An 8,337-nucleotide genomic window follows, 5' to 3' on the forward strand; every position below is an offset into this window, starting at 1 on the left:
ATGCAAACGTTACATGAACGGGAAGAAGTAATGACAAGGCCATCTGAACATTTAATCAGGGACTTAGGAAACCTGGATGGAGACATCATGATTCTTGGAGTTGGAGGAAAGATGGGGCCCACGATGGCAAAGCTCGCCAGACGTGCACTCGATCAAGGGAACATCACAAAGCGAGTCATCGGTGTATCCCGCTTTTCCTCAGGAACATTGCGGTCAGAGCTGGAAAAGGCCGGTATAGAGACGATCAGCGCGGACCTGTTGAAGGAGGAAGACCTTCAGGGGCTGCCAGACGTAAAGAATATCATCTATATGGCAGGACATAAATTTGGAACAACGGGCAATGAACATTATACATGGGCGATGAATACCTACCTGCCGGGCAGGGTGGCAGAAAAGTTCCCGAACTCCCGCCATGTCGTATTCTCCACGGGAAATGTATATCCTCTCGTTCCCCTGGCCCAAGGAGGGTGTGATGAGCAGCACCCTGTCCATCCCGTAGGCGAGTACGCACAATCCTGTCTTGGAAGAGAAAGGATTTTCACGTATTATTCAGAGAAAAACGATACACCAGTCACCATCTTCAGGCTGAATTATGCGATCGATATGCAATATGGTGTGCTCTTGGAGATTGCCAGGCAGGTTTATCAGGAAAAACCAGTGGATCTCGCGATGGGCCATGTGAATGTCATCTGGCAGGGAGATGCGAACGAATATGCTCTCAGGTCACTGCTGGTTAGTCAAAGCCCGCCGACAATTTTAAACATCACTGGACCGGAGACCGTTTCGATCCGGTGGCTCGCTCAGCAGTTCGGTCAGCAGTTCAACAAACAAGCTGCTTTTGCCGGGGAAGAACAGCCGACCGCTTTGCTCAACAATTCTTCCAAAGCCCATCAGTTGTTTGGCTATCCAAAAGTTCCGCTGAATACGATGATTGAGTGGACGGCGGCCTGGGTGAAAGCGGATGGACAGACGATAAATAAACCGACCCATTTTCAGGAAAGGCAAGGGGCATTTTAAATGCTGAAGCCGGAGATTAAAGAGCTGCTGATGGATGGAACCGTTATTCCTGCGCATCCCCTGGCATTGGACAAAAACAGAAAGCTCGATGAAAAAAGCCAGAGGAGATTAACAAACTATTATATCGATGCTGGGGCGGGCGGTGTAGCCGTTGGTGTGCACACGACCCAATTTGAAATCAGAGATCCTGAGTTTAATCTCTATGAAAAAGTCCTTCGTATGGCCGCAGAGGAAGTGCAGAACCGAGAGCTGCAGAAACCATTTATAAAAGTGGCTGGCATTTGCGGAGGGATGGAGCAAGCAAAGGAAGAGGCGGCCATGGCGAAAGAGCTGGGCTATGACTTGGGCCTTCTCAGTCCTGGCGGGCTGTCCCATTTCAGCGAGGATGAAATGCTGGAGAGGACAAAAAAAGTTTCAGAGATTTTGCCGGTTTTTGGATTCTATCTTCAGCCATCGGTTGGCGGGCGTGTTTTTTCTTATGACTTCTGGTGCGAATTTGCAAACATCCCAAACGTGTATGCCATTAAGATGGCACCCTTCAACAGGTATCAGACATTGGATGTTATCCGGGCAGTGTGCCAGTCCAAACGGAGAGATGAGATTGCTCTTTATACCGGAAATGATGACAACATTGTTCAAGACCTGTTGACATCGTATGAGATGGCAGTTGATGGAGAAAGGGTCAGAAAATCCATCGTTGGCGGTCTGCTGGGACATTGGGCAGTCTGGACGAAAAAAGCTGTGGAGCTGTTTGATGAGATCAAATCCGTACGGGACGGCGAAGTGATTCCAGCGTACCTCATGCGGAGGAACCAGGAAATCACCGACGCAAATGCTGCGTTCTTTGATGCTGCCAATGGTTTTAAAGGATGTATCGCCGGCATCAACGAAGTATTGGCGCGCCAGGGGCTCCTGCAGGGAAACTGGTGTCTCCTTGAGCATGAAAAACTCAGTCCTGGACAATCTGCAGAAATTGACAGGGTGTACAGGGACTACCCCCACCTCAGCGACGATTCTTTCGTCAAGCAGCTGAGTAATTACTAAAAGGTGCAGAGTATAAAAAAACAGATCCCTTTTCTAAATAGGGATCTGTTTTTTATATTGGCACCGTCTTTTGACATATGTCAAAAAGCGGTGCCTGGCACCAATCGTTTACCTCCCAACAAGACTAAGGATTCATTTTTTCCAAATCGCACGCAATAAATTGACTGAATTTACAGACTTCTACTAATATAGTCAAAAAGCGAGGGAGGTTTTAGGATTGGGAAAACGTAAAAATTTCGGCTCAATGAGGAAGAAGTACCTGGCAAGCAGTATGGCGCTTACACTTTTGGCGTCCGCAGCTCTGCCTTTCACTCACTCCAGCGCACAGACTAAACAGGAGAATCTGACAGGCTTTGCGAAGGACAAGTCCGAGTGGCAGACAGAGTTTGAAACGAAATTTCAGAATGGTGTAAAGGAAAGCTACATCAAGAAATATGGAAGAGCACTTAGCAAACGGCCCGCTTTGGTCGGCACGAAAGGCAATGATGCCGGCGTCCAATATGCGCTTGATGAGTTGAAGAAGGCCGGCTTGAAGCCGAAAGTCCACACGTACGATGTCTACCTATCCCACCCCAACAGCATCTCCGTCACCCAGACCGCACCATTTCAGAGGGAACTCAAAGTTACCGAGGATCTAAAGAAGGGCACTCCTTTTAAAAACGAAGTCGTAGAAGGCTATAACGCGTATTCCCCTTCAGGAGATGTGGAAGGAGAGCTCGTGTATGCCAACTATGGAACCCCTGAAGACTTCAAAGAACTGGCCTTGCAGGGTGTGTCAGTAAAAGATAAGATCGTCATCGTCCGCTACGGCAAAAACTTCCGGGGCGTAAAGCCGGATCTTGCCTCCCAATACGGGGCAAACGGCGTTTTAATCTATTCTGATCCGAAAGATGACGGCTATGTCAAAGGTCCGGTCTATCCGGAGGGGCCGTGGCGTCCGAAAGACGCGATCCAGCGCGGAAGCATCCTTTACATCTACCGTTATCCCGGCGATCCGCTGACCCCTGGAAAAGCATCGCTGGACGGTGTGAAACGAATCAATGCACAAAAAGCGGACTCACTTCCAAGAATTCCGACCACACCGATCTCCTACGGTGAAGCACAAGGATTGCTTCAGGCGATGGGCGGGCCTGTTGCGCCTCAAGCATGGCAGGGAGGGCTCCCTTTCAAATATCACCTCGGCAATGAAGCATCCAAGGTCCGCCTTAACCTGGATATCGAGTACGAAACAAAACCGATCAAAGATATTACCGTCACGTTTAAAGGGGCGAAGTATCCGAACGAAAAAATTGTGATCGGAGGCCACAGGGATACATGGACGTATGGTGCCAGTGATAACATCTCGAGCTGGGCAACGATCATGGAGATGGCCCGTTCCCTCGGCAAAATGTATGAAAACGGCTGGCGTCCGGACCGTACCATTGTCCTTGCTGGATGGGATGGAGAAGAATACGGACTGCTCGGTTCTACGGAATATGCAGAACAGTATCAAAAAGATTTGACGAAGAATGCAGTAGCCTACATTAACATGGACGGGATCGCCGGACAATTTTTCGGAGCAGGAGCCGTACCTTCCTTAAACCGTTTAATTTTTGATGTGGCGAAAGATGTGACCGAACCGAGGTCAGGCTTGTCCGTCTATGACGATATGCTCGTCCGAAACGACGGCAAAGAACAAGAGATCGACTTGCTAGGCAGCGGCTCCGACTACACCGCCTTCCTGCAGCATCTCGGAGTTCCGTCGGCGGATGTCGGCTTTGGTTCGCCAGGCGGGCTTTATCACAGCGCGTACGATAACTCCGACTCCATTGAACGGTTTTTTGATCCGGGCTATAAACACCAGGCGGCCGCCGGACGCTTTACCGGTCTGATGGCCCTGCGGCTGGCCAATGCAGAAGTTCTGCCGTTCCAATACTCCGAGTATGCCCAATCCGTGCAAAAACTGCTTGCAGACGTGGAAAAAGACGGAACACTCGGCGTGGACATCAGCACTTTAAAAGCGAAGGCGAAAGAGTGGGAGGAAGCAACGAAACAAGTGGAGACGTTCAGCCAAGGTCTTCTGAACAGCGGAAAAGGCAAACCGAAGCAATGGAAACAGCTGAACACGGCGTTAATACAGCAGGAACGTGACTTGATCAGCGAACAGGGACTCGCGAGCAGGAGCTGGTTCAAGCACCAGGTTTTTGCCCCTGGACTCACTACAGGCTATGCTGCCCAGCCATTGCCTGCTCTGGTCGAAGCACAGCAGGCGAAGGACCCTGCCGCTTTTAAAGCGGCCGTTAAACAGCTGGAAAAATCGCTCACAAAAGCAACATGGACAGCAGAGGAAGCTGTCGAATAAAACCTTGGTAGCATGGTATTCGACATGAATACCATGCTTTTTTTAAGTGAACAATAAGGGTTCGGACGGGTGTCTCGATGACAGCTTGTGTTAAAATTTAAGAAATCAGAATTAGGAAAGGAGATCATCACGATGACAAAGTACTCAGGCTATATCGGAACCTATACAAAAGGTGAAAGCAAAGGCATCTACTCTTTTACGCTGGATACAGATGAAGGCCGAATTGCAGATATAAAAGCAGCAGCCCAACTTGGAAACCCTACATACTTAACCATTAGTGAAGACAATCAATACCTTTATGCAGTAAAAAAGGACGGAGACATGGGCGGGGTGGCCGCTTACTCCATCACGAATGAATCAAGGGGGCTTGCCCTGTTGAACAGCCAGCTGACAGAAGGAGCTTCTCCTTGCCATGTCAGTGTGGACCGCGAAAACCGCAACGTGCTGACAGCGAACTACCACAGAGGGACGGTCGAGCGTTTTGCTGTCGAACAGGGAAAAGGCGTGCACCCTGCAACTTCCGTTATCCAGCATCAAGGCTCGGGTCCGGATGAAAGACAAGAAAAGGCGCATACCCATTATGCCGGATTTACGCCGGATGAAAAATATGTAGCGGTCGTTGATCTTGGCATCGATAAACTGATTACCTATCAACTTAATAATGGTGAGCTAAAAGAAGTGAGCAGCCTGTCTGTAAAGCCTGGCAGCGGTCCAAGACATCTCGAGTTCCATCCAAACGGAAAAATGGCTTACCTTATGACAGAGTTCAGCTCAGAAGTGATCGTATTGGAATACAATGAGGGGGATGGCAGCTTCGCGATTCTTCAGTCCATCTCCACCATTCCGGAAGATTTTACGGAAAACAACCAGGGCAGTGCGATCCATGTATCTTCGGATGGCCGTTTTGTTTACTCAGCGAACCGCGGACACAACAGCATCGCGATTTTCAGTGTAAAAGAAGAGTCAGGCGAATTAACATTTGTCGACCGCACGTCAACAGAGGGAGATTGGCCTCGTGATTTCATGCTCGATCCATCCGGGAAATTCATCGTGGCATCCAATCAGGAATCCGGCAACCTCGTCCTTTTCTCAAGAGACGAAAACACCGGCAAACTGACACTCCTCCAGTCCGATGCGTTCGTACCTTATCCAGTCTGCGTGAAGTTTTTACATGTAAAGTGATAATATATGAAAAAAACGCCTTTTCGGAGGCGTTTTTTCTATGTTTCTTGAAGTCGAATGAAGATGATTTCGGCGGAAAAAAAGAGCCTGGGGCTTTCAGGAGGTCCGAAGAAAGCCGTTTATTATCGAAAAAACCGATATATTATCGAGATTCCATTGTTATTATCGAAAAGGGCAATTTTATTATCGATATAAGGCACAGGTCTTCGTTTAAACTTTGAAGCTATTAAACAATCCCTATAAGCCAAAAAGCTGATAGGGATTGTTCATGATCACATATTTTCAGGCTTCTTTCTCGTCTGCAGGGCGATATAGAACAATACCGCAAACAACAGCGTGATTAACGCTGAATGGGAAAGGGTAGAAAAGATATTTAAGCGCGTCAGTACGACAAGAACACCGCTCACTCCCTGTAACAATGTTAAAATAAACGCGATAAGCGAAGCATAATAAAGATCCGGACGATTGCCGCGCAAATGCTTGTAGGAGTAGATCAATAATCCAAGTACAAGACATAGCAGCACAACAGCTGCGATCCGGTGAAGGTAATGAATACCCGGCAGGCCGGCCAGCGGCAGGAAATTGCCGGGATAGCAGCCAGGGAAGTCGGTACATGCCAGGCTCGCTTTGACGTGGCGCAAGTACGCACCGGAGTAAATATCGAGATACGCATAAGCGACAGTAATCCAGGCAAACCATTTAAAGCGCTTCGATACAGCGCTTTTCACGAGCAGATGAGATCTGTCCTTTTGCACGACATATACACTTAAAAGAACCACACCTGTAAATGCCAAAAGTGAAAATCCAAAGTGAAGCGCAAGAACCTCAGCCGATTGCGGCCACATGACAGCTGCAGCTCCGATGATGGATTCTACAATAATAAAGCTGATTCCAAGAATGGCAAGGCCCTTCACTTCACGGATGCCGCGATAACGGCGCCATGCCCAGATTGAGAAAATAATAACAACAATCCCTGCAAAACCGGTGATCAGGCGATGGGTATATTCGATCATCGTTGCTACGGTATATTCGGGAATAAACTTACCATTACATAACGGCCAGTCACTGCCGCACCCCATACCAGAATCTGTATCAGTCACAAGAGTGCCGGCGATCATTAATAAAAACATGATGACACTTGTAAAGACGGCCATCGCTTTAAAGGCTTTATCCATAGAGAAAAGCTCCCTTTAGTAATATATACTCACACTTGACATCATGGGGTATACAGAGCCGGTAGTCAACTGAGATGAAGCAAATGACAAACATCTGTCAAAATAAGGGCGTATATTCAATAGATGTACTAGAACTCAGTTATTTTTATACCCATTTACGGCGGCCATGGTGGTTCCGGCACCAGCGCGTGAATCGATGTGGAACTCATCCATCAGTTGGGTGTTGCTGTTTAACTGAAGCTTCTAATGTTATTCTACCCTTCCCTTCGTACAAAATAAATGTTCCTGGCTTCTTCAGAGGCCGCTGTTTGTATCTGGAACCGTTAATCACTGAAGACCCTCGTTTATCGGTCATGTCTGGTGTCCTTCGTCCAATTTATTACTGTGCTGCAGATATCGGTTTTTGTTGAAATTACCTATACTGAAAATTGATAAAAATCATAGAAAATCCCTGTTAAATCCAGTATGATTAAGAGGAGTGAGTAGTTGTTTTAAATACTACTAGTTAGAAGTATTGTTTAATACAACTATTGGTGCCAGGCACCATTATAAGGAGGGGAAATGATGATTGATCGTTTAAAAAAACTGGGGATGACAGAATTGGAAGCAAAATGCTATATCACACTGCACGAAGACCCAGAGCTAACAGGCTATGAAGTGGCAAAAAGGGTTGGCGTGTCCCGGACTAATGTCTATTCAGCCCTGCGGTCCCTTTCGGAAAAAGGAGCCTGCCGCAGTCTGGAAGGTGATACGGTTCGTTATAATGCTGTGCCAATCGAGGATTTGGTACGTCTTTTTCAATCGGAATTTGAACAAACGTCCAAAGTCCTTATTCAAGAATTGAAAATGCCTCCCCGCCCGGCACCCGCCTTTTATAATTGGCAAGGAAACAGGGGCCTTGATCTGGCTATCCGAAGAGTCATTGCGAGTGCAGAAAGTTCCCTAGTAGCTGAGATTTGGGCTGAGGATCTTTTCTGGGTGGAGGATGCTCTGCTTGAAGCGGAAAAAAGAGGGGTAACGGTCGTGCTCATATCCATTGGCGAGACGGAGTTACCGCTCGAAAATGTGATTGTACGACAAAGGGAGGATCAATGGCATACGGATGAACGCAAATTCTCCCTGTTATGCGATTCAAAAACGGCGTTTATTGGAAGCTTTGGCGGAACGCTTAAGCCCTCATCGGCAGAAACCGACCATCCGGCAGTGATTGAGATGCTGAAAAACGGCTTCTATCATGATTTGATCATGCAGCAGATCGAAAGGGATTTCAGCAAGGAGCTGGACGAGAAGTACGGTGAAAATTATAAAAAACTATTAAACTATTACATAAATGAACGAGGATGGAAGGTGTAAAGCCATACTTTGGTACTGATTTTGGTGCCAGGAACCACGTTTTGACATATGTGTAATGGTGGTGCCTGGCACCGAAAAGCGAAAATCCACCAGCCAAACAAACCCTCAACTGTAGACTGACCTAGCGATTTGAGACACATATAAAACACCATCATTAGGCTGCTATGGCCCCAAATTCTTTAGGGGCTAGGTAGCCTAATTTTTCTTGTATCCGATCTTCGTTAT

6 protein-coding genes are annotated in these 8,337 nt (G+C 47.5%); 5 read left to right on the plus strand and 1 reads right to left on the minus strand.

Annotation, left to right across the window (positions count from 1 at the left end; genetic code table 11):
* The 4 genes from ABHN01_RS08535 to ABHN01_RS08550 all read left to right on the plus strand — a co-directional run bounded on the left by ABHN01_RS08535 (position 1) and on the right by ABHN01_RS08550 (position 5,584).
* Positions 1–1,017 (plus strand): NAD-dependent epimerase/dehydratase family protein, encoded by a 1,017-nt coding sequence (locus tag ABHN01_RS08535; RefSeq protein ID WP_429875166.1) that lies wholly within the window; start codon positions 1–3, stop codon positions 1,015–1,017.
* Positions 1,018–2,061, plus strand: a complete 1,044-nt coding sequence (locus ABHN01_RS08540; RefSeq protein WP_429875167.1) for a dihydrodipicolinate synthase family protein — start codon at positions 1,018–1,020, stop codon at positions 2,059–2,061.
* Between the two features lie 217 nt (positions 2,062–2,278).
* Positions 2,279–4,402, plus strand: a complete 2,124-nt coding sequence (locus ABHN01_RS08545; protein ID WP_429875168.1) for a M28 family metallopeptidase — start codon at positions 2,279–2,281, stop codon at positions 4,400–4,402.
* A 132-nt stretch (positions 4,403–4,534) separates the two neighbouring features.
* A complete protein-coding gene (locus ABHN01_RS08550; protein WP_429875169.1) occupies positions 4,535–5,584 on the plus strand; it encodes a lactonase family protein in 1,050 nt (349 codons plus the stop codon).
* Between the two features lie 272 nt (positions 5,585–5,856).
* Here the strand turns inward: ABHN01_RS08550 and ABHN01_RS08555 are convergent, their stop codons facing one another.
* A complete protein-coding gene (locus ABHN01_RS08555) occupies positions 5,857–6,759 on the minus strand; it encodes a COX15/CtaA family protein (RefSeq protein ID WP_429875170.1) in 903 nt (300 codons plus the stop codon).
* A 564-nt stretch (positions 6,760–7,323) separates the two neighbouring features.
* On the opposite strand from ABHN01_RS08555, the gene ABHN01_RS08560 reads away from it, so the two are divergent.
* The gene (locus ABHN01_RS08560; protein ID WP_429875171.1) at positions 7,324–8,112 is read left to right on the plus strand and encodes a TrmB family transcriptional regulator; all 789 of its coding nucleotides are present in this window, start codon (positions 7,324–7,326) and stop codon (positions 8,110–8,112) included.
* Positions 8,113–8,337 lie beyond the last annotated feature (225 nt).

The sequence above is a fragment of the Fictibacillus sp. NRS-1165 genome, assembly GCF_050468105.1.
Taxonomy (GTDB): Bacteria; Bacillota; Bacilli; order Bacillales; family Fictibacillaceae; genus Fictibacillus_C; species Fictibacillus_C terrinigri.

Coding starts and splice junctions, on each gene's coding strand:
- ABHN01_RS08535 (WP_429875166.1), top strand. CDS start 1: ATGCAAACGTTACATGAACGGGAAGAAGTAATGACAAGGCCATCTGAA.
- ABHN01_RS08540 (WP_429875167.1), top strand. CDS start 1,018: ATGCTGAAGCCGGAGATTAAAGAGCTGCTGATGGATGGAACCGTTATT.
- ABHN01_RS08550 (WP_429875169.1), top strand. CDS start 4,535: ATGACAAAGTACTCAGGCTATATCGGAACCTATACAAAAGGTGAAAGC.
- ABHN01_RS08555 (WP_429875170.1), bottom strand. CDS start 6,759: ATGGATAAAGCCTTTAAAGCGATGGCCGTCTTTACAAGTGTCATCATG.
- ABHN01_RS08560 (WP_429875171.1), top strand. CDS start 7,324: ATGATTGATCGTTTAAAAAAACTGGGGATGACAGAATTGGAAGCAAAA.